The organism is Kribbella sp. (assembly GCF_035687465.1).
Classification (GTDB): domain Bacteria; phylum Actinomycetota; class Actinomycetes; order Propionibacteriales; family Kribbellaceae; genus Kribbella.
Genome location: NZ_DASRXP010000310.1, coordinates 1 through 22,466, shown reverse-complemented (window position 1 = coordinate 22,466; position 22,466 = coordinate 1). Strand labels below are relative to the sequence as shown.

Genomic DNA, 22,466 nt, shown 5'->3' with positions numbered 1-22,466 from the left:
CCTCGGGCGCCACCGCGATCGCCCGCGCGATGCACAGCCGCTGCTGCTGACCGCCGGACAGGCTGAACGCGCTCTCCTTGAGCTTGCTCTTCACCTCTTCCCACAGGCCCGCCTTCGTGAGCGCCTTCTCGACCAGTTCGTCGACGTTGCCTTGGTAGCCGTTGAGCCGGGGGGCGATCGCGACGTTCTCGTAGATGGACTTGGGGAACGGATTGGGTCGCTGGAACACCATCCCGATCCGTCGCCGCAGTTCGATCGGCCGGACGTCGTCGGCGTACAGGTCCTGCCCGTCGTACAGGATCTTGCCCTCGACGCGGGTCCCGGGCATCAGGTCGTGCATGCGGTTGAGACACCGCAGGAACGTGGTCTTCCCGGATCCGGAGGGTCCGATCAGCGCCGTGACCTGGTGCTCGGGAATCGTCATCGTGACGTCGTGGAGCACCTCGGCGCTCCCGTAGAAGAACGACAGGTTGTCCACGACAAAGGCGGAGTTCACGGCTGCTCCAGGGACGGTGCTCACAGGGACATTTGCGCGGTGGCCTTCCGCGCCCTCCGGCTGAGCAGCCTGCCCGCGACGATCAGCAGCAGCAGGAGGATCAGGCTGAACGCGCCGGCCGCGGCCGAGGTCGCGTGCGCGGTCGCACCGGGCAACGAGAGATCGGTGTAGATGACGTCGGTCAGGTACGGCACCGGATGGCCGAACCAGTTCAGTGGCGGATACCCGTTGCTGAATCCGGCGGTGAACAGCAGGGGTGCGAGCTCGCCGGTCGAGATGGCGAGCGCGACGACGAGCCCGCTCAGTACGCCGGGGATCGCCGGCGGCAGCAGAATCCGCCAGACGGTCGCCGTCCGGGTCAGCCCGAGCCCGGCCGCCGCTTCCCGCAGGAACGTCGGGACCTGCCGGAGGGCCACCTCGGTCGTCTTCACGATGTACGGCAGCACCAGGACCGACAAGGCGACGACTCCGGCAAGGTACGAGTACCCCCAACCGAACTGCACGACGAGCGTGATGTACCCGACGTACCCGATCACGATCGACGGCATCCCGGCCAGGACCTCCGAGCAGAACCGCAAGCCGCGGGCGAACCGGCCGGTGCCGAACTCGGCCAGCCAGATGCCGGCCGCGATCCCGACGATGCCGGCCAGGACGGCGACACCCACGAGCAGATACAGGGTGCCGAGGACAGCGTTGAGCAGCCCGTTCTCCGCGGTCGTGGTGGTCAGCAGGTGCCAGTCCAGAACGGGAGCCGCCTGCGCGAAGACGGTGATCAGCACCCAGATCGAGGGTGTGGCGATGATCGCCAGCCCGACGAAACAGACACCCCAGAACGCGCGGTCCCGCAGCGTCCGCATCACCTCACGCTCCCCGGCCGACGGGCAGACCGACGCCACCACCGAGCCGATGAGCGATCCAGCGGCCGGCGGCGTTGGTGAGGACGGTGAGCAGCAGGAGCACGATCCCGACCTCGGCCAGCGCACTCACGGCCAGGCCGGTCGAGTCGGTGAGGGCGCCGTCGAGGAACGCCGCGATCGTGCCGGCCATCGTCGAGAACGGCGAGTAGATGTTGCCGGGATAGATGTTGAGTGCGTTCCCGCTGATGATCAGGATCGCGATGGTCTCGCCGATCGCCCGGGCGAGACCGAGCAGGGCCGCGGCGACGACGCCCGTACGGATGAAGGGAAACACGACCACCCGCACCCCTTCGAGCGGGGTGAGGCCGAGCGCGTGCGCGGCCTCGCGGGTGGCGGGAGACACCGATCGGATCAGGTCCCTGGTGATGGTGGCGATGATCGGGATGATCATCACCGCCAGGACGAGTGATCCGGTCAGCAGTCCCTGCCCGGCACCCACCGGCCCGGACAGCCAAGGTATGTGCAGCGACGCGATCGCCGGGTAGACGGTGCGGGACAGGAACGGGCCCAGCGCGTAGATGCCCCACAAACCGAAGATCACGCTGGGAATCCCGGCCAGCAGTTCGAGGAACACCCCCAAGGCATCCTGCAGCCGGGCCGGAACCTTCTCCGCCAGGACGAGCGCGCCGCCGACGGCGACCGGCAGCGCGAACAGCAGCGCCAGCCCTGACGAGATGGCGGTCCCGACCAACAGCGTCAGGACGCCGTAGTGGGCGCCCGGAGGAGCCGTGGAGCCGGCGGTCGAATAGAGGTTGCCGAGGGTGAAGGTCTTGGTGGTGAAGAACTCCCAGCCGTTGAACTTGATGGCCGGCCAGGCCGTCCGCAGCATCCGGTAGGCGAGGAACACCAGGGCCCCGGTCGGGACGAGGGCGGCGATCGCCAGCACCACGCCCACGGTCCGGTCCCTGGTGGTCGAATCCCTTCGGGACACCGGCTCAGCCGGCGAGCGTGGCGACCGACGACATGGCCGCCTGCCGGACCGCTGCGGGCAGGGGGACGAAGCCCTGCGTGTCCAGGTACTTCGCCTGGTTGCCACCGGTCGTCGACATCGTCCAGCTGAGGAACGTCCGGACGGCGTCCGCCGTATCGGAACTGGACTGCTGCTGCTTCACGACCAGGTACTCGTAGTTGACGATCGGGTACGACGTCGCGCCCGGCTCGTTGATGAGCGACTGGGCCAGGTTGGCCGGGATGCCCGTGGCTCCGGCCTGCACGGCCGCGTTGATCGTGTCCGGTCCGAGCTGGACGAACTTCCCGTCCTTATTCTGCAACTGCGCCTCACCGAGCTTGGCGTCCTGCGCGCTCTTCTCGGCACTGATGCCGACGTAGGCGATGCATCCGGGCGTGGACTGGCACGTCTGCACCATGCCCGGGTTGCCGCTCGCCGTCAGCTCTCCAGCGGCCGCCGGCCAGGTGACAGTCGTCCCCATGCCCGGCCCGCTCTGCCAGCTGGGATTGGTCGCGGACAGGTAGCTCGTGAAGAGGAAGGTGTCGCCCGACGAGTCGACGCGGCGTACCGGCACGATGGTCGTAGCGGGCAACTTGACGCCGGGATTGATCGCGGCGATCGCCGCGTCGTTCCACTTGGTGATCTTGCCCTGGTAGATCTGGGCCAGTACGTCGCCGCTCAGCTTGAGGCCGGTGACGCCGGGCAGGTTGTAGTTGACCGCCTGCGCGGAGATCGCGACCGGAATGTTCATCAAGCCTTGGTTCTGCTGTAGCTGACCGGGGCTCAGGTATGCGTCGGAGCCGCCCAGCTGGACCGTCCCGCTGATGGCGTCGCTGATGCCCTTACCGGATCCACCCGCGGCCGGGTTCAGAGTGATGTTCGGGTACTGCTGCTTCAGCGGCTGGACGAGTTCCTGGAGGAACGGGTACAGCAGGCTGGAGCCGGACTCCTGCAATGTCACCGCACTGGACGGGTTGCCCGTCGCGGCGGCAGCAGGAGTCGAGGCGCTGGAGGAAGTCGAATTGTTCTGGCAACCGCTGATCAACAAGGCCCCCGCCACGAGCAGGGCCGGGAGGAGGTAACGCTTCATGGATCCTCTTCGTCGGTGGTCGGCGTCTCCACCGTCGCACCGAGCGAAGAAGGTGTCGTTCCTGCAGACGCAACACCCCGTGTACCAGCTACCCGGAAGGCTGCCGGAGCGGCGGCTAATTCCCCGGTTGGTAGCGCAGCAGTACGCCGCCGCGCGCCCACGGCCGGGCCTCGATCAGCTCAAGGTCGATCGCCGCGCCTCCAGCGGGAAACACGCTCTTGCCTGCCCCCAGCACGAGCGGACACACCCGCAGCTGCACTTCGTCGACCAGTCCGGCCACGAGCAGCGTCTGGAACAGCGAGATGCTGCCCCACAGGATGATGTCCTTCCCGTCCTCGGCCTTGAGCTCGGTGACCGCCGCGATCGGATCGGTCACCACCTCGGCAGGCTCCCACTCACCCCACGGCGCAGTGTCGAGCGTCGACGACACGACCACCTTGCGCAGGGCGTTGAGCTTCGGGGCGATCACCTCATCGGTTGCCGTCGGCCAGTAACCGATGAACAGCCGGTAGGTCGTCGCGCCGAGCAGCATGGTGTCGACGCTCTCGAGCAACTCGAGGTTGTCGTCGTCCGCCTGCTCCGCGACCGTGTCGAAGAGGTCGAGCTCGCCGCCAGGGCCGGCCGCGTAGCCGTCGAGCGTCACATACTCCTGAAAAACAAGGCGTCTCATAGCGAGACTGTACTAGCCGAAGTGTTTGCCTTCGCCTCTTGCGACGGCCAGTAACACCAGGCCGGACAGAACCAACAGCACGATCATGGTGATGACGAAAGTCAGCACAGAACTACATCTCTCCCCGCATTGTCCTCAGCACAGCCTCACATCTACTGCTACGAGTTCATTCTTCCAGAAGTTCCCCGTAGGCCAACGCCACCTCGTCGACCTGCCACGCCAACGTGTCCGGAGTCACCACCAGCTCGACCCTTGACCACCCGGGCACGTCCGCCGGTTGCCACGAGTTCGCGACGGATTCCCGGGTCGCCTCCATCCGCCGTACGGTCGCCTGCTCGATCTCCTCGGCGGGCCGCGGGGCGTAGACGCGGAACGAGTTCGTGTGTGGCGGCTCCGGGAACACGCGGTACCCGACGGCCTGGAGTGCGGCAGCCAGCTCCACTGCGCGTTCGTGGAGCTCACCCATCAACGGCAGCACGGTACGAAGCCCCTCGCGCGCGGACACGGCGTACGGGAAGAGGGTGTAGACGTTGCCGCCGAGCCTGCGCTGCCAGCGGCGTACCTCGGCGATGAAGTCCTCAGGCCCAGCCACGGCAGCACCGCTGATCCCGCCCAGCCCCTTGTAGAAGGACACGTAGACGGTCGAAGCCAGCGCAGCCACTTCCGCCAGGCTATGTCCGAGGTACGGCGTGCTCTCCCACAGCCGAGCGCCATCGAGATGCAGCGGTACTCCACGCTCCACGCAGGCGTCGGCGAAAACCACCAGCTCGTCCCAGCTGGGCAGAACGAATCCGCCATCCCGCAGGGGCAGCTCCAGCGCCACAGCCGCCAGGTGACCCGGAATCGAGGCCAGCTCGTCGGGGCGGGGCTGCCGCGGCTCGGAGGTCAGCCGCTCGATACGTAGGTGATGCACTTCCTCCAGGGCGTTCAACTCGTGCTGCAGGAAGTGCGACAGCCCGTGCAGCGCCACCCGCTGAGTCCCGGCGCGATCGGCGTGAACCCGCAGCACACTCTGCTGCGCCATGATCCCGGTAGGCATGAAGACAGCTGCTGGTTTGCCCAGCAGCTCCGCGACCTCCTGCTCGAGCGCGGCAACCTCACCGCCGCTGCCGTAGCCGTCGGTCTCGTCGTCAGTCGCGACCTCGGCCAACCGCCGCAGTCTGTCGGGCACAGGCACCTTGCGGCCGGACAGCCAGCGGGTGCAGTCGGCAGCGGCCGCCTTACGGCGCTCGCGGAGATCCTCGGGGGCAGTAGTCGAGTAGGCCACGACTTCCATCCTCCCGCCCCACGCAACCGACTTACAGCCCACCGCCTAATCAGACAGGAGCGGCTCAGACAGGAGTGGTGACAAGGTGCTCGCCCTGCACTGTCTTGATCTCCACGGACCGCACCTGATCGGGCGGCACCAGCACCCCGCCGCCGAACCGGCTGCCCTCGCGCGCGGCCTTCTCCGAGATCACCCAGCTGCCCGCGACCCAGGTCCTACCGCTCTTGTCCGTGACGATCATCTCGCACTCGTCCCCGGCGTTCACCCCGGAGATGTTCACCACGATCCAGCTCCAGCCGGTCCGCGGTTCCACAGTCGTCTTCATCGTCGTACCGGTTGCTGCGTCGGTCGCGGTGACCACCCTGGAACCGGCGGGTGGAGCATCCGCCGTCGCGTCGCCCGCAGTCTGCCGCCCGATCAGTACGCCGCCACCCAGCGCTCCGGCGATCACCACCACAGCAGCCGCGACCAACAGCCACCGCGACCGCCGCCCACGAGCAACGGGCGCAGGTGGAGCGGCAGCAATGGACCGGACCTCCCGCAACGTGCGCTGCAGCAACAGGTCGCCATCGGTAGGCGGCCCGTCCAGGAACGCCTCCGGCGGCACCTCCCCGAGGAACTCCTTCATCTCCTCGAGCTCGGCCAGCTCGGCGCGACCCTCAGCACACCCGGCCAAGTGCTCGTCGACCTCACGAACCTCGTCCGGCTCCAGCGCACCCAGTGCATAGGCGCCCAGCTGCGAGTGATCATGCTCGCTCATCCGGCCACCTCCGCTCCTGGTCCGCCCATCACGGCGCGCAGCGCTCGGAGGGCGTAATACGATCTCGATTTGACGGTACCGGGCGGCACACCCAGCTCCTTCGCGGCCTCGGTCACGGACCGGCCGCGATAGTACAGCTCCACCAGCACCTCTCGGTGCTCCGGCGACACCTGGTCCAGCGCGTCCATCACCACCATGGTGTTCACCACCGACTCGGAGTGATCCCCCTCGACCGGAGGACGGTCCTCCACCTCGGCCACCTCCGCGGGCCGGGCGGCACGCGCCCTGGCCCGGTCGGTGACGATGTTGCGCGCGACGGTCAGCAACCAGCCCCGCACGGACCCCGATCCGTCGAGCAGCTTGTCCGCATGCTTCCAAGCCCGGACCAGCGTCTCCTGTACTACGTCCTCGGCCGCGGCGCGATCGCCGGTCAGCCGGGTCGCGTAGGCCAGCACACTGCGTCCGTGCTCGGCGTACAACGACCGGATCAGCGCCTCGGCGGTCTCTTGACGGCGGTCCGTGTCTCCCACCGCTGTCCTCCCGGCCTCGACTGTCGCGGTGGTTCGTACGATAGGCGATCCCGAGACGCAGCATCCCGCAGGGCCCCGAGCGGTGGTCCACTCGAGGCCCGGCAGAAGACAGTCGGCTGTGGTCATCGACTCAGTAGCCGGAGTTGCCCGAGTCCTGCTTGGTGATCTTCTTGCCGTCCGCGCCGACGACCCACCAGACTCCACCGACCGCCTGACCTTTGGCATCGCCGGCCTTGGTGTCGCTCGCGAACAGGTAGAGCGGCAGCCCTGCCAGGGTCACCTGCTTGCTCCCGTCCGACCGGGTCACAGTGCCGACGAGGGAGGCGTCCACCCCGTCCAGTTGCGGCGTACCGGTGCCCGCCGCCACGGCCGGCCACTTGGCCAGGCAGTCGCCTTCGCAGTTCGACTTGGATGGGCTGGCCGTGTCCTTGTCGAATACGTACAGTGTCCGACCGGTGCCGTCGACAACGATCTTGCCGAAGTCACCCACGTCCGCCGTGGCGAGCTTAAGCTCACCGGAGCCGGTGCCGGAGTCCGACTGGCTGGTGCTGCTCTGCGGTGCGGTGGCCGAGTCGTCGCCGCCACCCCCGCAGGCGGTCAGGGCGGACAGGCCGAGGACGGCCGCGCCGAGGACGAACGCGATGCGCTTCATGGGGTTTCTCCTTGGATGGTTGACCGTTCGACACCACCCACACGGATGGATCGCCGGTCCGGTTCAAGGAGCGGATCCCTGGTTATCGTTACGTTATGAGCACAGACGAAAGCATCCCCGCAGCGGTCCAGCGAGCCCTCACCGCGATCGACGAGCAGGACACCGACGCCTTCGTCGCCGCCTTCGGCCAAGACGGCTTCGTCGACGACTGGGGCCGCCAGTTCCGCGGCCCGGAGCAGATCCGGTCCTGGAGCGACAACGAGCTGATCGGCAAGCACGCGACCTTCTCCGGCACCCAGGTCTCCACTCCGGGCAACCCGATCACCCTGCTCACCCAGGTGGGCGGCGACGGCTTCAACGGGCCCTCACACTTCACCTTCAGCGTTCAGGGCGACGAGATCGCCTCGATGACGATCACGGCCTGAACAGCACCTTGCCCGAGCGGCCCTGCTGCCGCGCGTGGTCCAGGGCCTCACGGAACTCGGCCAGCGGGTAGGTCGCCTCGACCTCCGTGCTCAGCACTCCCTTGGCGACGAGCCGAGCCAGTTCGGAGTACGTCCGTTCGACTTCTTCGCGCGGTGTGTTCTGCAGCCAGTTGACCATCCAGAGCCCGCGCAGCGAGAGCTGCCGGTAGATGTAGTCGAAGAGTCCCACCGCGGGCGTCTGGCGCGTCTGCGAGGAGTAGCTCACCAGCGTGCCCCCGTACTCCGCTGCCTGCGCCAGCGCCCCGGCCGTCGCATCGCCCGTACCGTCGAGCACCAGCCGCAGCTTGTTCTCCCCGAGCGCTTCCTGGATCCGATCGGCCAGATCGTTGCCATCGACAATCACCAGGTCCGCCCCGGCCGCTCGCAACCGCGCCGCCACTTCCGGCCGCCGTACGACGCTCAACGTCTTCAGGCCGAGGTGTTTCGCCAGGCCGATGACGTTGACGCCGACACCGGAGTTCCCCATGTTCTGCCCGACCCAGTCCCCCGGCTGAAGGCTCACGTAGTCGGTCAACGCGAGGTGCGCGGTCAGCGGGTTGATCCCCACCATCGCCAGCTGCGCCGGATCGCCGTCGTCCGGAATCACCAAGACGTTGCGGACGGACATCACGACCTCGTCGGCCCAGGTCCCTTGCTCGTAGTTCGGCACGATCAGGACCCGGCGCCCGACCAGCGACCGGTCCACCGACGCACCGGTCTCGACCACCCGCCCCACTCCCTCGGACCCCAGCGCGAACGGGACCTGCGCCTGGTAGCCATAGGTGCCGGAGGCAAGCATGAAGTCGACCGGGTTGATCGCCGCGGCCTCGATCCGGACCAGCACCTGGTCCGCGCCCACGGTCAGGTCCGGATCGGTGACCAGGGCAACGTTCTCGTCGATGTCCCCGATCGCGTTCAAGATGAGCTGACTCATCACTCGCCTCCTAGTTGTTGGTGATGACCATGCGGAAGCGGGCGGCGCCCGACATCATCCGGGCGTAGCCCTCGGCTGCCTGCTCCAGCGGCAGCGTCTCGACCAGCGGCCGGACGTCGTTGCGCAAGGTGAAGGCGAGGTTCTCCTCGTTCTCGCTCGCGGTGCCGGTCAGCGATCCCTCGATCGTGCGACCCCCGAAGACCAGCGACGTCGTGCCCACCTCGATGGGATCGTTCCCGACCCCCACCACGACCAGCCGGCCGCGGACAGCCAACCCTTCCACCAGTGGGCTCATCGACGCGCCGCTGGCCGCGGTCGCCACGATCACCTTCGCGCCGCCGAGCTCCTGTAGCGCCTTGGCCGGATCGACCGCGGCACTGTCGATGTACTCGTCCGCGCCGAGCTTCAGTGCGAGCTCGCGCTTGTCCTCGCCCCGCGCGATGGCGACCACACGCAGCCCAAGCTTGGCGGCGTACTGGATGGCCAAATGTCCGAGACCGCCGACGCCCTGCACTGCAACCAGGTCGCCGTGCAGCGGTGCTCCCCTGCGCAGCGCGTTGAACACAGTGATGCCCGCACACAGCAACGGCGCCGCCTCCGCCGCCGAAAACTCCTCCGGTACTGCGACCAGCCCGCTGACCCGACTCGTCACGTACTCCGCATAGCCACCGTCGACCGTGTCGCCCAGGATCGGCTGGTCCGTGCAGTAGACGAAGTCACCGCGTCGGCAGTTCGCGCACACCCCGCAGTGCCCGGAGAGGTAGCCGACCCCGACCCGCTGGCCGACGGTCCAGCCGGTGACGTCCTCGCCGAGGGCGTCGATCCGCCCGACCACCTCGTGACCGGGCACGATCGCCGTACCGGCCGGGTGGCTGCCGAGCAGGTTGTGCACGCCGACGACATCGCTGTGGCAGATGCCGCACGCCTCGACGGCGATCCGCACCTGGCCACGGGGCGGTTCGGCCAGTTCACGCTCGACCAGGGTGAAAGCGCCGTCCAGCGCCTCGATCGCGCGATAGGTGGTGGTCATGGTTTGCTCCTTGCTAAGACGGTCGGTCATCTTGGAACGGGCAGAGTGTGGCGACTGCGCGGAGTACCGGGTTCAGACCTTGAGCAGGCTGTCGAAGGTGAGCTTGAAGAAGATTTCGAACGGCTCGGACGACTTCTCCGCACGCGCCTGGATCAGGGCGCCCTCCCAGGCGCCGATCAGGAAGCGGGCAGCCTGGTCGGGATCGAGCTCCGCCCGGATGTTGCCGGCCTTCTGGCCGTCGGCGATCGCACCGCCGAGCAACTCGGCCCACAGCCCCAGACCTTGCTGCACGGCCGCCCGGATCGACTCGCTGTGGTCGATGATCTCGGTGCCGAAGTTGCCGAACAGACAGCCCCGGGTGAACTCGTTCGCGACCACGGCGTCGCAGAGGAACTCGAAGCTCGCCCGGATCCTGGCCACCGGCTCGCCCTCGGCGTTCGCGAGGTCCGCCAGTCGGAGGCCCTCGCCGTACCGCTGCAGGGCAACGATCGCGAGCGCTTCCTTGCTCTCGAAGTGGTTGTAGAACGAGCCCTTCGGCACCCCGGCGCGGTCGGTGATGTCCTTCACCGCCGCCGCGTTGAAGCCCCGCTCATGGAACTGGGCCAACGCCGCCTCGACGATCTCTTCCCGCATACTCCGCCTGGCCATGACCCCAATATGACCGGTCGTCTTAAGCCTGTCAAGAACACCGCCGAAGAACGCCGGACGCTTCGCGGCGCGTGCGCTCAGCGTCCACTCTCTAGGCGGGTTCGGTCTCGCGGATTCGTTGGGAGATGACTGCTGAGACGCCGTCGCCTCGCATGGTGACGCCGTAGAGGGCGTCGGCGACCTCCATCGTGCGCTTCTGGTGGGTGATGACAAGGAGCTGGCTGTTCTCGCGCAGTTCCTCGTAGATCTCCAGCAGCCGGCCGAGGTTGGTGTCGTCCAGGGCCGCCTCGACCTCGTCCAGGATGTAGAAGGGCGACGGGCGTGCCTTGAACAGCGCCACCAGGAACGCGACCGCGACCAGGGACCGCTCACCGCCGGACAGCAGCGACAGCCGCTTGACCTTCTTGCCCGGTGGGCGCGCCTCGACGTCGATGCCGGTGCCGAGCATGTCGTCCGGATCGGTCAGGACGAGCCGGCCCTCACCACCGGGGAACAGCCGGCTGAAGACGTGCTGGAAGGCGATCTCGACGTCGCGGTAGGCCTCGGTGAAGACCTGCTCGACCCGGTCGTCGACCTCCTTGACGATGTCCATCAGGTCGCGCCGGGACTTCCGCAGGTCTTCGAGCTGCTCCGACAGGAAGCGGTGCCGCTCCTCCATCGCGTCGAACTCCTCCAGCGCGAGCGGGTTGATCCGGCCCAGCTGATTGAGCGCCCGCTCGGCCGTCTTGAGCCGCTTCTCGACCTTGGCCCGGTTGAACGGCTCGCCCTCGAGCTCGAGATCGGGCTGCTCGGCGTCGGCCGGCTCCTTCGGCAGCGGCGGCACCAGCTGGTCCGGCCCGTACTCCGCGATCAGCGCCTCGACCGCCGTACCGAGCTCGCTCAGTGCCTTCTCGTACAGCTGCTCGAGCCGCATCTTCTGCTCGGCCCGGGCCAGCGCGTCACGGTGCACGGTGTTGGTCAGCTGCTCCAGCTCACTGCTGAGGTTCCTCGTCGCTGAGCGCGCCTGAGCCAGCCCCTGCTCGCGTTCGGCCCGCTGGGCTTGGATCGCGGACCGCTCCGTGGCGGCCAGCTGCAGCGAGTTCTCGAGCCGTGCCAGCACATGCCCGGCCGCCAGATGCACAGCCTGCGCCGCCTCCGACTGACGAGCCCGACGAGCCGCGCGTGCGATCGCCCGGGCCCGAGCCTCACGCTCTTGGCGGGCCGCGCGCTCCAGCGAGTCGGCGCGGCCGGACAGTGCCCGGGCCCGCTCCTCGGTGGTCCGCAGCGAGAGCCGCGCCTCCATCTCTGACGCCCGGCCGGCCTTGGCCTCTTCGGCGAGCCGATCCCGCTCGGTCGTATCCGGCTCGTCGCCACCGTCGTCGTCGTACATCTCGGCGTCGTTGAGCCGCTGCTCCAGGTCCGCGAGGCCGGTCAGGTTCCGGTCGCGCTCCTGCTCGGCCGCCGCGATCGCCTCGGCCATCCGCTGGGCCTCACCGCGCGATGCCTTGGCCAGCGACCCGAAGTGCGCCAGTTGCTCGGCGACCGCGGCCATCGCCGCGTCCGACTCGTGCAGGCGGGCCAGGGTGATCTCGACAGACTCCTTCTGCCGCGACCTCTCATCCTCCATCGCCGCCAGCTCGAACCGCAGCCGCTCGCTCCGCGCAGTGGCTTCCAGCAGCTTCTCGGCCGCCTCGTCCACCGCGGACTGGACCTCGATGAGACTCGGGGCCGCATCCGATCCGCCGTACGCGAAGTGCGCGCCCAGAACGTCGCCGACGCGGGTGGTCGCCATCACGTCGGGCAACTGCTGCACGAGGGAGCGCGCGGCGGGCACATCGTCGACCACGGCGACCTTGCGCAGCAACCGGCGAAGCGCCGACCGCAGGGTCTCCGGGCAATCCACGACCTCGACCGCGTACGTCGCGCCGTAGGGCAACCGGGGCCACGTCGAGAAGTCGTCGGCCGGGGCGTCGCCGAGCAGCATCCCGGCCCGGCCGAGATCGTGCTCCTTGAGGTGACCGACAGCCTCGACCGCGGCAGCGGTGTGCGTGACTGCCACGGCGTCGGCGGCTTCGCCCAGTGCCGCGGCGATCGCTGTCTCGTAACCGGGACGCACGCTCAGCAGTGCGGCGACGGAACCCATCAGGCCGGTCACCTGCTCGGAGGCGGCCAGCAACGCGCCGGCGCCGTCCTTGCGGTTCAGGCCGAGCTCCAGGGCCTCCTTGCGGGCGGCCAGACCGGTCCGCTCACGCTCGGCGTCCCGCTCCTCGGCGCGGAGCTTGGTGAGGCGCTCCTCCAGCTCGTCCAGGACGCTCTGGGCCGCCTCGTACTCCTCGTCCAGGCCACGCTCACCGGCGTCGAGGCCGGCGACCTGGGTCTCGAGCGCGGTGAAGTCGTGCTGCGCCTTGGCAGCCCGGGCCTCCGCCTCCTGCTGATTTGCGGCGAGACGCCCGATCTCGGACTCGGCGGCGGACGCGCGGCTCTTCAGCGCGTTCACCTGGCCGGTCAACCGGGCCAGGCCCTCGCGACGGTCGGCAGCGGCCCGGATCAGCGCCGCCATCCGGCGCTCCTCCTCGGCGTGCTGAGCCTCCAGTTGGTGGCGGCGCTCGACCGCCTCGGCGAGTAGCTCGGAATGAGCCTCCACCTCGGCCTCGATCTGCGCCTCGGTCTCACGGACCTGGGCGGCCTCGAGCTCGAGCTCGTCGGGGTCGCGACCGGCCCGGGGTTCCTCGGCCTCGTCGTTCAGCGAGCGGATCCGGTCGGCGGCGATCCGGGCGGTGCCCTTGATCTTCTCGCCGAAGCCGGACAGCTGGTACCACGTGTCCTGGGCTGCCTGCAGTGCCGGGGCGTCCGTGCGCAGCGCGTCCTCGAGAGTGGCCTCGAGGTCGCGCGCCTCCCGGAGCGCGGCCTCGATCTCGGCCCGCTTGGCCGTCAGCGCGGCCTCGTCCTTGAGCTCGGCCTCGAGCGCCGACTGGGCCTGGACGATGTCGTCCGCGAGCAGCCGGGACCGGCCGTCCCGCACCTCGGCCTGGATCGACACCGCCCGTCGCGCCACCTCCGCCTGGCGCCCGAGCGGTTTCAACTGCCGGCGGATCTCGGCGATCAGGTCGCCGAGCCGGTGCAGGTTGCCCTCGGTGGCCTCCAGCTTCCGGATCGCCTTCTCTTTGCGTTTGCGGTGTTTCAGCACCCCGGCCGCTTCCTCGACGAAGCCGCGGCGCCCCTCAGGAGTGGCGCGCAGGATCGAGTCGAGCTGGCCCTGGCCGACGATGACGTGCATCTCGCGGCCGATACCGGAGTCGCTGAGCAGTTCCTGGACGTCGAGCAGCCGGCAGTTCTGGCCGTTGATCTGGTAGTCCGAGCCGCCGTTGCGGAACATCGTCCGCGAGATCGTCACCTCGGCGTACTCGATCGGCAGCGCGCCGTCGGCGTTGTCGATGGTCAGCACCACCTCGGCGCGGCCCAGCGGGGCCCGGCCGGAGGTGCCGGCGAAGATGACGTCCTCCATCTTGCCGCCACGCAGTGATTTGACGCCCTGCTCGCCCATCACCCAGGAGAGCGCGTCGACGACATTGGACTTACCGGAGCCGTTCGGGCCGACGATGCAGGTGATGCCCGGTTCGAAGTTCATCGTCGTGGCCGACGCGAACGACTTGAAGCCTCGGAGCGTCATGCTCTTCAAGTACAAAGCGTTGCTCCCAACCCGTGAATGGACAGACGATACCGAAGGGAACCGTCGTAACTGCTCGTAACGCTGCCGCTACCGGGGGAAGTAGTTCCGACTGGCAGTCTAACGACTGCCGCCCGCGAACCGGCGGAGGCCGACCGCCATCGCCGGGCATGAAACCGGCGGAGGCCCGGACGGGGGCCGCCGCCGTGGGTGGTGCGGACGGTGACAGGTGATGCTGTGGTCGTGCTTTTTGGTGCGGCTCGGGTCCTCAGACCGAAGCAGGAGCGCGCAGTGCCTCGTCCACCGTGAGCAGACGACCGTCATGAACGGCCGCGACAAGATGGTCGTTCTCTGCCTGCAGGCGCATCACGTGCGCCTCCAGATCGGCGACACGCCGGTTGAGCAGACGAACCTGCTCGAGCATGCGCGGGTCAGTGCCTCCAAGGTGCCCTAGAAGAGCCTTGGCCATTGTGCTGTCCTCCGGAAGGGTCTGGCCTGATAGCGCCCCTGGTCAGCGGAGCGCGGAAATGTGTCCCGTCTTTCAGGGTGACACCGGCAAAGCCAAGGGTCAACCTGGGGTACTTGTATTAACGATATCTCGCTCACCACCGGGCGTGTCGCGGTACCGGCTGGCAGCGCGGGCAACGGTAGGAGGAACGGTTCATGAACGCCTCCCGGCGGATCGGGCGGCCGTCCCGGGGACACGGCGATCCCTCCTGGCCGTAGACGTTCAGGCCCCGCTCGAAGTAGCCGGATTCCCCGTTCACGTTGACGTAGAGGGCGTCGAAACTGGTCCCGCCGACCTCCAGCGCTTCGGCCATCACGTCGTGCGCGTGCCGGAGGATCTCCCTTATTTGCAAGGGTTTCATCGTGTCCGTGGCCCGGGCGTAGTGCAGCTTGGCGCGCCAGAGCGCCTCGTCCGCGTAGATGTTGCCGATCCCGCTGACCAGCGTCTGGTCCAGCAGGGCACGCTTCAGCCCGGTCTTGCGGCGCCGGACGCCGGCCACGAAAAGCTCGGTGTCGAACAGCGGATCGAACGGGTCCCGGGCGATGTGAGCGATCTCTCCCGGCAGTTCGGCGCCGCCCTCGGAGTACGAGAGACCACCGAACATCCGCTGGTCCAGAAAACGGACCTCTCCGCCGTCGTCGGCGAACCGGAACCGGATCCGCAGGTGCTTCTCGTCCGGCGCGCCGACCGGCTGGACCCGGAACTGGCCGCTCATGCCCAGATGCGCGAGCACGGCGTCCCCGGAATCCAGCGGCAGCCAGAGGTATTTCCCGCGCCGCGCGGGCGTGGCGAACGTCTGCCCCTTGAGCCTGGCGACGAAATCGTCCGGCCCGGCGAGATGACGGCGTACCGGCCTCGGATGCAGGACGTCGACCGCGTCGATCGTCCGCCCGGTGGTGAAATCCGCGAGCCCGCGGCGAACGACCTCTACTTCCGGGAGTTCAGGCACCTCAGGGTTGCTGCGACGGGTCTGTGCTGTCCGGGTGGGCCGCCCTGAGTGCCTTCCAGGCGGTCTCGGCAGCCTGCTGCTCGGCTTCCTTCTTGCTCCGGCCGATGCCGTGCCCGTAGGTGTCCGACCCGATCCGGACCCGCGCCTCGAACGTCTTGGCGTGATCCGGCCCTGACTCGGCGATCACGTACTCCGGGACACCGACTCCGAGTTGCGCCACGAGTTCCTGCAGGCTGGTCTTCCAGTCGAGCCCGGCGCCGAGCCGGGCCGAGGACTCCATCAGCTCGTCGAACAGGGTGTGCACCACCCGGCCCGCGACCTCGAAGCCGCGATCCAGGTAGACGGCACCGATCAGCGCCTCGACGCAGTCGGCCAGGATCGACGACTTGTCCCGGCCGCCGGTCGCTTCCTCGCCGCGGCCCAGGCGGAGGTACTTGCCCAGCTTGAGCTCCCGGGCCACCCCCGCCAGGGCGCGCATGTTCACCACAGCCGCGCGCAGCTTGGCGAGCCGGCCCTCGGACAGGGCCGGGTGGTTGCGGAACAGCGACTCCGTGACGATGACGCCGAGCACGGAGTCCCCGAGGAACTCCAGCCGCTCGTTCGTCGGCAGCCCACCGTTCTCGTACGCGAACGAGCGATGGGTGAAGGCGTGCTCCAGTAGTTCGTCAGCCAGCGATACGCCGAGCCTCTTGTTCAGCTCGGCGTAGAGCCCCGTCTCGTTGACCGAGTTCACTAGGTGGTGCCGTTTAGCTCTCGACGACCTGGCGACGCTCGCCCTTGGCGCCGTACTGGCCGCAGGTCGGGCAAACGGTGTGCTGCAGGTGCTTCGCGCGGCAGGCGGGGTTCACGCAGGTGACGAGCGAGGGGGCAGTGGTCTTCCACTGGGCCCGACGGCTCCGGGTGTTGCTGCGCGACATCTTCCGCTTCGGAACGGCCACGGTTATGACTCCTCGGTTCGGCCGGGGGCTTGCGGACCCGGCCGGCTGGCTTGGTTGTTGTCTCTATCGGTCTTGCGGTCGTTCGTCTTGCTGGAGCAGGCCGCTGAGTGCCGACCACCGTGGGTCCACGCCGTCCTCGTGCTTGTGACCGGGCTCGTCCGCCAGGCGTGCGCCACACTCCGCACATAATCCCGGACAGTCGTCCGAACACAAGGGCTGGAACGGTAGCGCGAGCACCACCTGGTCCCTCAGCGCCGGCTCGAGGTCGATCAGATCGCCCTCCATCCGGCTGGCCTCGTCCGGTTCGGCGTCGCTCTCCGGATAGACGTACAGCTCCTGGACGTCAGCGAGGAACTCGTCCTCGACATCGACCAGGCACCGCGCGCACTCCCCGACCAGCCGGCCACTGGCCGACCCGGTCACGAGCACTCCCTCGACCACCGCTTCCAGTCGCAGATCGAACTGGATCGGATCGCCTTCGGGAACGCCGATCACGTCGATCCCGAGATCGGCCGGTGCCACCGCCGTGAAGGAAACCTCGCGTTGGGACCCGGCGCGGCGTGACAGCTCGTGCGTATCGATCACGAGTGGGGACCGCGGGTCCAAGACGCTCAGGACATCCCTTTCAGGCGTGGGCAGGCAGAATCTCGGTCTCGTCGAGACCAGTGGATAACATTACCAACTCCGCCGCCAGTCGCCCAATTGGGGGCACCCTAGAGCTTGTTCAGTAACCGGGAGTGAACAGACGGAGGCAAGAAGTCGGCCACCGATCCGCCGAGTTTGGCGATCTCCTTGACCAGGCTGGAGGAGATGTAAGCGTTCTCCGGCGCGGTCGGCAGGAACACCGTGTCGACCCCCGACATCCGCCGGTTCATCTGCGCCATCTGCAGCTCGTAGTCGTAGTCGCCACCCGACCGCAGACCCTTCACGATCACCCCGGCGCCCTCGGCCCGGCAGTAGTCGACCAGCAGGCCCTCGAAGGTCCCGATCCGGACGTTGCCGAAGGGCGCGGCGATCTCCGTCAGCATCTCGACCCGCTCCTCGACGCTGAACAACCGCTGCTTGGACTGGTTCACCCCCGCCGCGACGATCACCGCGTCGAAGGCGGCGGCCGCGCGGGTGATCACATCCAGATGCCCGTTCGTGGGCGGATCGAAGGTCCCTGGGAAGACAGCTGTGCTCATGCGGCCGGCCCGTTCATGCCCGTGCCCTCGTCATGGCGGTGACCGTACCAAAGCCGGGCCTCGCCGTACTTGCGATCCCGCAGCGCGGCGAACCCGGCCGGCCACTCCCACGGCTCCCGCTTGCCCCGCTCGACCACCACCAGCGCGTCCTCCGCGAGCCACCCGTTGCCGCTCAGCGAGGTCAGCACCTCTTGCAGTTCGGCGGCGTCCAGCTTGTACGGCGGGTCCGCGAACACCAACTCGAACACCCCGGGCGGATTGTCGCCGGCGGCAACCTTCTCAACGGGCCTGACCAACACCGAGGCACCGGGCAGCCCCACCGCCCGGACGTTCGCGGTGATCACGTCAGCCGCCTTGCGATCCGCCTCGACGAGCACGACCTGCGCCGCTCCCCGGGAAAGCGCTTCGAGCCCGATCGCCCCCGAACCGGAGTACAGGTCCAGTACTGCGAGCCCGTCGAAGCTCCCGAACTCCGCCTCCAGGGACGAGAACAACGCCTCCCGGACCCGATCCGCCGTCGGCCTGGTCCCGCTCCCGGCCGGTACTGCGATCCGCCGCCCGCCGGCCACTCCCCCGATGATCCGGGTCACGACTTCTCCAGGTAGTCGGTCGCGTCGGACGCCAGCGCATTGTCCACGTACGAGCGCAGGGACGGGTACGTCACCAGCTCAGGGTCGACCGAAACGATCGAGTGGGCCAGGTTCCGGGCCCGGAGGATGACGTCCTCGTCGCGGAGCACCCTGAGCAGCTTCAGACTGGTCCTGCGGCCCGACTGCGCGACGCCGAGCACGTCGCCCTCGCGCCGGGTCTCCAGGTCGATCCGCGACAGCTCGAAGCCGTCAGTCGTGCCGGCGATCGCGTCCAGCCGCTGCCGGGACTTCGACCCGGGCCAGCTGTCCGTCACGAGCAGGCAGAGCCCGGGCACCTTGCCTCGGCCGACCCGGCCCCGCAGCTGGTGCAGCTGGGAGATGCCGAACCGGTCGGCGTCCATCACCACCATGGTCGAGGCGTTCGGGACGTCCACGCCGACCTCGATCACCGTGGTGGCGATCAGGACGTCGATCTCGCCGGCCGCGAACCGCGTCATCACCGAGTCCTTGACGTCGGCCGGCAACCGCCCGTGCAACACCTCCACCCGCAGCCCGGCGAGGATCTCGGCCAGCTTGTCGGTCATGAACGCGACCGAGAGCGGCGGCCGCAGCGCCTTCCGGCCGGGTTTGGCGCCGTTGTCCTCGTCCATCTGCGCGAACTCGGCCTCCTCGTCCGCGGCGTTCTTCACCTCGTCCCCGATCCGCGGGCAGACCACGTAGACCTGGTGGCCCTTCCCGACCTCCTCGCGGACCCGCTGCCAGGCCCGGTTCAGCCACTCCGGCTTCTCCGTCGCGGGCACCACCGACGAGGCGATCGGCGACCGGCCCGCGGGCAGTTCGGTCAGCGTCGACACCGTCAGGTCCCCGAACACGGTCATCGCGACGGTCCGCGGGATCGGGGTCGCGGTCATCACCAGGACGTGCGGCGTGTTCTCGCCGGACTTCTGACTCAGAGCCGCCCGCTGTTCGACCCCGAACCGGTGCTGTTCGTCGACGACCACCAGCCCGAGGTCGGCGAACTGCACCTTGTCCTCGAGCAACGCGTGCGTGCCGACCACGATCCCGGCGGCTCCACTGGCCGCATCCAACATCGCCGTACGCCGGGCTGCCGCGCCCAGGGAACCCGTCAACAGGCCCACCCGGGTGGCCCGTTCGGCGCCGCCGAGCATGCCTGCCTCGGCCAATTCGCCGAGCATCCTGGTCAGCGTCTTGTAGTGCTGGGTGGCGAGCACCTCGGTCGGGGCGAGGAGAGCCGCCTGGCCGCCCGCATCCACCACCGCGAGCATCGCCCGGAGCGCGACGATCGTCTTTCCGGAGCCGACCTCTCCCTGCAGCAGCCGGTGCATCGGGTGCGGCCGGGCCAGGTCCGCGAAGATCTCCTCGCCGACCTCCGCCTGCCCATCGGTGAGCTTGAACGGCAACCGGGCGTCGAACTCGCCCAGCAGGCCGCCGTCGGTGCGGACCCGCGGTACGGCGTTCAAAGCGTCGGTGACGGCCCGGCGCTGGGCCAGGATCGTCTGCATCACCAGGGCTTCCTCGAACCGGAACCGCTTCTGCGCGTCCTCCCAGTCCTTCTCGGTGTCTGGCAGGTGGACCTTCTGCAGTGCCTCCCGCAGCCCGAGCAGGCCCTCGCCTGTACGGATCTCGACCGACAGCGGATCCTCGACCTCCCCCAGGCTGTCGAGGACGACCTTGACGCTGCGCTCGATCGTCGCGGTCGGCAGCCTCGCGGTGGCCGAGTAGAGCGGCCGGAACGGCTTGGCCCGACGCTCGATCTCATCCTCGCTGAGGTTCTCCTCGTCGAGGACCTCAGTGCCCGGGCCCTTCAGCTGCATGATGTCGCGGAACATCGTCACCTCGCCCCAGAACAGGGCGGCCGTCGCGACGGTCAGCGTGTTCACCAGCCAGGGCTGGTTGAAGAAGGCGAGTTCCAGGTCGTTGCGACCGTCGGTGACCACGACCTTGGTGATCGTCTTGTGCCGCCGGTACTTGTTCACGTCCTCGGGCTTGATCTCCATCTTGGAGTCGAGCGAGCGAACGGTGACCTTCTTGACCCGGCCGCTGACCGTCGCCTGGTCGCCGACCCGGAGCTCTTCGAACGAGGTCAGCTCGCCCTTCTTCAGGTACCGGCGCGGGTAGTGCCGCAGCAGGTCCCCGACGGTCTCGATGCCGAACACCTCCGCGAACGTCTTGGCCGTCTTCGCGCCGACGAAGTCGCGGAGCTTCCGGTCGATGTCAGTCTTCATTCCACCCCGATCAGCAACGGGTACCTGTCCTGCCCTCCGTCGTACACCACGACATCGACATCCCGGCGAATCCGCCGCACATGCCGCACCAGCGCGTCGACCAGTTCCGCGGTCGCATCCTGCCCGCGGACCACCGTCATCAGCTCACCACCACCGCCGAGCAACCGGTCGACCACCCCGGTCGCGGCGGTCTCCAGCTCGTCCGTGATGAGGGCGAAATCGCCGTCCACCACGCCCAGCGCATCGCCGATCTTGCAGGTGCCGGCCATCGTCCAGGCATCCTTCACCGCGATCGTGACGGCCCCGTGCCGGGTCTGCCCGGCCGCGGCGGACAGCTGCACCACGTCGTCGTCAAAGCTGCGCTCCGGGTCGTGAACCGCGATCGCCGCAAGCCCCTGGACCTGAGCCCTCGTCGGGATCACTGCCACCCTCAACCCATCCTGCCGAGCCGCAGTCGCCGCCGCTTCCGCTACCGCGATGGAGTCCTTGTCGTTCGGCAGAATCACGATCTCCGGCGCCCCGGACTCCTCGATCGCCTTCAGCAACTCGCCGGTCGAACACCGTCTCCCAGGACCACCCCGCACGACGATGGCGCCGGCCTCGGCGAACAACCCGGCCAACCCTTCACCGGCCGCGACCGCGATCACGGCCCGCCCCGGGATCGGCGGATGCGGAACCAGGTCCGCGAAATGAGTCACCCGGATCCGGTAAGGACGCCCGATCCCGATCCCTTGCTCGATCGCCGCACCCACGTCATCGGTATGCACATGCACGTTCCACAACTCGTCCCCGCCAACCACCACCACCGAGTCGCCAAGGCGCGCGAGCTGCTGGCGGAAGTCGCCGATCTTCTCGTCCGGAGCGTCCAGGAGATACATCACCTCATAGGCCGGGCCGTCCGCGTCCAGATCGTTCCCCACCTCTGTTTCAGGCTGAATCCGGGCCGGTACTCCGGTCGTCCCCGCAGGCGCGCGCCCCGACAGAACCGACTCCATAGCGCCGAGAATCACGACCAGCCCCGCACCACCGGCGTCGACCACACCTGCTCGCCTCAGCGGCTCCAACTGCTCGGTCGTTTTGATCAATGCGACCCTGGCTGCACCTACAGCCGCAAGGCAGACCTCCGGCAGGCTCTGCCCGTTGTTAGCCGCCTTCAGTGCCGCATTAGCGGCTTCCCGAGCGACGGTCAGCATGGTCCCCTCGACAGGCTCCGCCACCGCCCCGTACGCCGCATCCGCCGCAAACACGAGCGCATCCGCGAACGCAGCCGCCTCACTCATCCGCGGATCGGCCAACACAGACTTCGGCTCGTTCTCCTGACGCCGCGGCAGGTTCTCCGCCAGCCTCAGCCCACACGCCCGTACCAGCTGAGAAGCGATCACCCCCGAATTCCCCCGCGCGCCGAGCAGCGCCCCCCGCCCGAACGCCTGCACCGCCTCCGCGAACGTCAACTCCCCCTCGGGCAGCGCGTCACAAGCGGCCTCCCAGGTCAGATAGAGGTTCGTCCCGGTATCGCCATCCGGCACCGGATACACATTGAGCTCATCGATCTCGACCCGCGCCCGCCCCAACTCAGCCAGCGCAGTACGAGCCCAGCTCCGCAACACCCCCACCGTCAGCACATCCACGCCCGGAAGGCTAACCGCTCCACCCCGATTTCCCCTCCCACCCCATCCGTCGCGCCGCCCACCGACTGCTCCGGAACCCAGCCCGCGGCGATCCCGCCGCCGCCCCAGCACCCACCTCCGTACGCCGCTCCACTCGCATCCCGCCGACCCGACCCCACGTCAGGGGCCGGTGTTCGTCGGGCGGTAGGTGTGGGTGGTTCGCGGGTAGGTGTGGGTGGTTCGCGGGGTTCATAGGTGTGGGTGGTTCGCGTCGCCGGGCTGCGTGAGTTTGCTAGTCGTGGTGAGGTGAGTCAAGGGCGCTTCGCGGCCCTTCGGGCTCGAACAAGTTCGACCCTTGACACACCTCACCACGACCAGGGAAGGACGCAGC

Annotated in this window: 23 protein-coding genes; 1 reads left to right on the top strand and 22 read right to left on the bottom strand. The window is 68.4% G+C overall.

Going from position 1 to position 22,466, the window contains the following annotated elements; genetic code table 11:
- From VFG33_RS15715 to VFG33_RS15675, 9 genes are all read right to left on the bottom strand, one after another.
- Window positions 1–496: phosphate ABC transporter ATP-binding protein (locus VFG33_RS15715; protein ID WP_325053599.1), on the bottom strand; the 496-nt coding region annotated here is incomplete at its 3' end.
- 20 nt (window positions 497–516) lie between these two features.
- Entirely contained in the window at window positions 517–1,353 is an 837-nt protein-coding gene (gene pstA, locus VFG33_RS15710) for a phosphate ABC transporter permease PstA (RefSeq protein WP_325053598.1), read from the bottom strand.
- A 4-nt stretch (window positions 1,354–1,357) separates the two neighbouring features.
- Window positions 1,358–2,308: a phosphate ABC transporter permease subunit PstC gene (pstC, locus tag VFG33_RS15705; protein WP_325053597.1), complete on the bottom strand. Its 951-nt coding sequence runs from the start codon at window positions 2,306–2,308 to the stop codon at window positions 1,358–1,360.
- Window positions 2,309–2,348: 40 nt separating this feature from the next.
- Window positions 2,349–3,452: a phosphate ABC transporter substrate-binding protein PstS gene (gene pstS, locus VFG33_RS15700; protein WP_325053596.1), complete on the bottom strand. Its 1,104-nt coding sequence runs from the start codon at window positions 3,450–3,452 to the stop codon at window positions 2,349–2,351.
- A gap of 115 nt (window positions 3,453–3,567) precedes the next feature.
- On the bottom strand, window positions 3,568–4,122 hold the full coding sequence (locus tag VFG33_RS15695) for a dihydrofolate reductase family protein (protein WP_325053595.1): 555 nt from the start codon (window positions 4,120–4,122) through the stop codon (window positions 3,568–3,570).
- Between the two features lie 166 nt (window positions 4,123–4,288).
- The gene (locus tag VFG33_RS15690) at window positions 4,289–5,389 is read right to left on the bottom strand and encodes a threonine aldolase family protein (RefSeq protein WP_414672957.1); all 1,101 of its coding nucleotides are present in this window, start codon (window positions 5,387–5,389) and stop codon (window positions 4,289–4,291) included.
- 64 nt (window positions 5,390–5,453) lie between these two features.
- Window positions 5,454–6,149, bottom strand: a complete 696-nt coding sequence (locus VFG33_RS15685) for an anti-sigma factor family protein (protein WP_325053593.1) — start codon at window positions 6,147–6,149, stop codon at window positions 5,454–5,456.
- Window positions 6,146–6,679 (bottom strand): sigma-70 family RNA polymerase sigma factor, encoded by a 534-nt coding sequence (locus VFG33_RS15680; RefSeq protein WP_325053592.1) that lies wholly within the window; start codon window positions 6,677–6,679, stop codon window positions 6,146–6,148. The genes VFG33_RS15685 and VFG33_RS15680 overlap by 4 nt, the downstream gene beginning before the upstream one ends.
- Window positions 6,680–6,809: 130 nt before the next feature.
- Window positions 6,810–7,331, bottom strand: a complete 522-nt coding sequence (locus VFG33_RS15675; RefSeq protein ID WP_325053591.1) for a hypothetical protein — start codon at window positions 7,329–7,331, stop codon at window positions 6,810–6,812.
- Between the two features lie 95 nt (window positions 7,332–7,426).
- On the opposite strand from VFG33_RS15675, the gene VFG33_RS15670 reads away from it, so the two are divergent.
- Window positions 7,427–7,756 (top strand): nuclear transport factor 2 family protein, encoded by a 330-nt coding sequence (locus VFG33_RS15670; protein WP_325053590.1) that lies wholly within the window; start codon window positions 7,427–7,429, stop codon window positions 7,754–7,756.
- Here the strand turns inward: VFG33_RS15670 and VFG33_RS15665 are convergent.
- The 13 genes from VFG33_RS15665 to fakA form a co-directional block, all read right to left on the bottom strand.
- Window positions 7,746–8,729 carry a zinc-dependent alcohol dehydrogenase family protein gene (locus tag VFG33_RS15665; RefSeq protein ID WP_325053589.1) on the bottom strand — a complete coding sequence of 328 codons (984 nt, stop codon included), beginning with the start codon at window positions 8,727–8,729 and terminating at the stop codon, window positions 7,746–7,748. The two genes, VFG33_RS15670 and VFG33_RS15665, sit on opposite strands and share 11 nt — an antisense overlap.
- A 10-nt stretch (window positions 8,730–8,739) precedes the next feature.
- A complete protein-coding gene (locus tag VFG33_RS15660; protein WP_325053588.1) occupies window positions 8,740–9,759 on the bottom strand; it encodes a zinc-binding dehydrogenase in 1,020 nt (339 codons plus the stop codon).
- Window positions 9,760–9,831: 72 nt separating this feature from the next.
- Window positions 9,832–10,407 carry a TetR/AcrR family transcriptional regulator gene (locus VFG33_RS15655; protein WP_325053587.1) on the bottom strand — a complete coding sequence of 192 codons (576 nt, stop codon included), beginning with the start codon at window positions 10,405–10,407 and terminating at the stop codon, window positions 9,832–9,834.
- Between the two features lie 91 nt (window positions 10,408–10,498).
- Window positions 10,499–14,056 carry a chromosome segregation protein SMC gene (smc, locus tag VFG33_RS15650; RefSeq protein WP_325053586.1) on the bottom strand — a complete coding sequence of 1,186 codons (3,558 nt, stop codon included), beginning with the start codon at window positions 14,054–14,056 and terminating at the stop codon, window positions 10,499–10,501.
- A gap of 265 nt (window positions 14,057–14,321) precedes the next feature.
- The gene (locus VFG33_RS15645) at window positions 14,322–14,477 is read right to left on the bottom strand and encodes a hypothetical protein (protein ID WP_241995774.1); all 156 of its coding nucleotides are present in this window, start codon (window positions 14,475–14,477) and stop codon (window positions 14,322–14,324) included.
- 178 nt (window positions 14,478–14,655) lie between these two features.
- Window positions 14,656–15,510, bottom strand: a complete 855-nt coding sequence (gene mutM / locus VFG33_RS15640) for a bifunctional DNA-formamidopyrimidine glycosylase/DNA-(apurinic or apyrimidinic site) lyase (protein ID WP_325053585.1) — start codon at window positions 15,508–15,510, stop codon at window positions 14,656–14,658.
- Window position 15,511: 1 nt separating this feature from the next.
- Window positions 15,512–16,243, bottom strand: a complete 732-nt coding sequence (gene rnc, locus VFG33_RS15635) for a ribonuclease III (protein WP_325053584.1) — start codon at window positions 16,241–16,243, stop codon at window positions 15,512–15,514.
- 13 nt (window positions 16,244–16,256) lie between these two features.
- A complete protein-coding gene (gene rpmF, locus VFG33_RS15630) occupies window positions 16,257–16,448 on the bottom strand; it encodes a 50S ribosomal protein L32 (RefSeq protein WP_077012766.1) in 192 nt (63 codons plus the stop codon).
- A 63-nt stretch (window positions 16,449–16,511) separates the two neighbouring features.
- Window positions 16,512–17,033, bottom strand: a complete 522-nt coding sequence (locus VFG33_RS15625; protein WP_325053583.1) for a YceD family protein — start codon at window positions 17,031–17,033, stop codon at window positions 16,512–16,514.
- A gap of 128 nt (window positions 17,034–17,161) precedes the next feature.
- Window positions 17,162–17,632 carry a pantetheine-phosphate adenylyltransferase gene (gene coaD, locus VFG33_RS15620; RefSeq protein WP_325053582.1) on the bottom strand — a complete coding sequence of 157 codons (471 nt, stop codon included), beginning with the start codon at window positions 17,630–17,632 and terminating at the stop codon, window positions 17,162–17,164.
- A complete protein-coding gene (gene rsmD, locus VFG33_RS15615; RefSeq protein WP_325053581.1) occupies window positions 17,629–18,222 on the bottom strand; it encodes a 16S rRNA (guanine(966)-N(2))-methyltransferase RsmD in 594 nt (197 codons plus the stop codon). The genes coaD and rsmD overlap by 4 nt, the downstream gene beginning before the upstream one ends.
- Entirely contained in the window at window positions 18,219–20,468 is a 2,250-nt protein-coding gene (gene recG, locus VFG33_RS15610) for an ATP-dependent DNA helicase RecG (protein WP_325053580.1), read from the bottom strand. The genes rsmD and recG overlap by 4 nt, the downstream gene beginning before the upstream one ends.
- Window positions 20,465–22,096 carry a fatty acid kinase ATP-binding subunit FakA gene (gene fakA / locus VFG33_RS15605; RefSeq protein ID WP_325053579.1) on the bottom strand — a complete coding sequence of 544 codons (1,632 nt, stop codon included), beginning with the start codon at window positions 22,094–22,096 and terminating at the stop codon, window positions 20,465–20,467. Before fakA ends, recG begins: the two co-directional genes overlap by 4 nt.
- Window positions 22,097–22,466: the final 370 nt, after the last annotated feature.

Bases quoted from the DNA above. Each gene is read 5' to 3' on its own strand.
- pstA (WP_325053598.1), bottom strand. From the start codon at position 1,353: ATGCGGACGCTGCGGGACCGCGCGTTCTGGGGTGTCTGTTTCGTCGGG.
- pstS (WP_325053596.1), bottom strand. From the start codon at position 3,452: ATGAAGCGTTACCTCCTCCCGGCCCTGCTCGTGGCGGGGGCCTTGTTG.
- VFG33_RS15695 (WP_325053595.1), bottom strand. From the start codon at position 4,122: ATGAGACGCCTTGTTTTTCAGGAGTATGTGACGCTCGACGGCTACGCG.
- VFG33_RS15685 (WP_325053593.1), bottom strand. From the start codon at position 6,149: ATGAGCGAGCATGATCACTCGCAGCTGGGCGCCTATGCACTGGGTGCG.
- VFG33_RS15675 (WP_325053591.1), bottom strand. From the start codon at position 7,331: ATGAAGCGCATCGCGTTCGTCCTCGGCGCGGCCGTCCTCGGCCTGTCC.
- VFG33_RS15670 (WP_325053590.1), top strand. From the start codon at position 7,427: ATGAGCACAGACGAAAGCATCCCCGCAGCGGTCCAGCGAGCCCTCACC.
- VFG33_RS15665 (WP_325053589.1), bottom strand. From the start codon at position 8,729: ATGAGTCAGCTCATCTTGAACGCGATCGGGGACATCGACGAGAACGTT.
- VFG33_RS15660 (WP_325053588.1), bottom strand. From the start codon at position 9,759: ATGACCACCACCTATCGCGCGATCGAGGCGCTGGACGGCGCTTTCACC.
- VFG33_RS15655 (WP_325053587.1), bottom strand. From the start codon at position 10,407: ATGGCCAGGCGGAGTATGCGGGAAGAGATCGTCGAGGCGGCGTTGGCC.
- smc (WP_325053586.1), bottom strand. From the start codon at position 14,056: ATGACGCTCCGAGGCTTCAAGTCGTTCGCGTCGGCCACGACGATGAAC.
- VFG33_RS15645 (WP_241995774.1), bottom strand. From the start codon at position 14,477: ATGCTCGAGCAGGTTCGTCTGCTCAACCGGCGTGTCGCCGATCTGGAG.
- coaD (WP_325053582.1), bottom strand. From the start codon at position 17,632: ATGAGCACAGCTGTCTTCCCAGGGACCTTCGATCCGCCCACGAACGGG.
- recG (WP_325053580.1), bottom strand. From the start codon at position 20,468: ATGAAGACTGACATCGACCGGAAGCTCCGCGACTTCGTCGGCGCGAAG.